The organism is Acinetobacter sp. YH1901141 (assembly GCF_013416935.1).
Classification (GTDB): Bacteria; Pseudomonadota; Gammaproteobacteria; order Pseudomonadales; family Moraxellaceae; genus Acinetobacter; species Acinetobacter towneri.
Genome location: NZ_VPEY01000084.1, coordinates 1 through 1,074 on the forward strand (window position 1 = coordinate 1; position 1,074 = coordinate 1,074).

Consider the following 1,074-nt stretch of genomic DNA (forward strand, 5'->3'; position numbering starts at 1 on the left):
GGCGGATTCAAGCGGCAAGTGCAACAGTATAAAAACCAGCCATAACTTCACTCGGTGTATACCAACCTAGTGTTTTTCTAGGACGATGGTTGAGTGCAAATTCTATCTGCTCTATTTGTTCGTTTGACACGTCATCAAACGATGATGATTTTGGCAGATATTGACGGATTAAACCATTCGTATTTTCATTTCTAGCTCTCTGAATAGACTTGTAAGGATCAGCAAAATACGTCTCTATGCCAGCATCAGTAATTCTTTTGTGTTCGGAAAATTCTTTGCCATTATCAAATGTCACACTATAAGCATGGCTCATTTGTAAACGATCTAATGCACAAGTAATCGTTTTAGAGGATTCTCTCGTTGACCCTAAATGAACAATATGTACATACAGGCTCTTTCGATCAACGAGAGTCAATAAAGCACCTTTATGATGTTTACCAATCACCGTGTCACCTTCGAAATCTCCTAAACGTTGTCGTTGATCAATGACCTGGTCTCGGTAGTGAATACTTGTTTTATCAATGATTTGCCCCCTACGATCCGTGTTTTTGTAACCGCGTTTTCGATATTTCTTCTGATGCCTTAAGTGTAGATGAAGTTTACCACCTTTTGATTTATCTTGATAAATGTACTGGTAAATCCACTCATGTGAAGGTACATCCAGCCAACCGCGTTGTGTTAAAGCACCTGAAATTTGTTCTGGTGACCAGTCCAAACCAATCAAATAATCAATATAAGCGAAGGCAAATGCTGTCATTGATGATGAAGGACGGTACCGTCTTTGACTTGCAAATTTAGCTGCCTGTTGAGCTCTATATCCACGTTGCCCAGTATTTCTTTTTAATTCACGGTAGATGGTTGATCGTGAACGTCCTAACTCCCGAGCAAGGGTAGCGATTGAACTTTTACTTTTCAAAGTAGCATAAATTTCGTATCTTTCATCTTGAGAAAGTTGGGTGTATTTCTTCATTGTGTGCTTTCCAATTGCGAGTTGAAAAAGTCTAATGATTCTATGAATACACCTAACTTTTTCAACTAACTACAAATGTGTTGCACTTGGGATTTGAATCTGCG

1 protein-coding gene is annotated in these 1,074 nt (G+C 38.8%); it reads right to left on the reverse strand.

Annotated elements, in window-relative coordinates; all coding sequences use genetic code 11:
- Positions 1-7: 7 nt before the first annotated feature.
- Positions 8-970 carry an IS30 family transposase gene (locus FTV52_RS14595; RefSeq protein WP_179991047.1) on the reverse strand — a complete coding sequence of 321 codons (963 nt, stop codon included), beginning with the start codon at positions 968-970 and terminating at the stop codon, positions 8-10.
- Between the last annotated feature and the right edge of the window lie 104 nt (positions 971-1,074).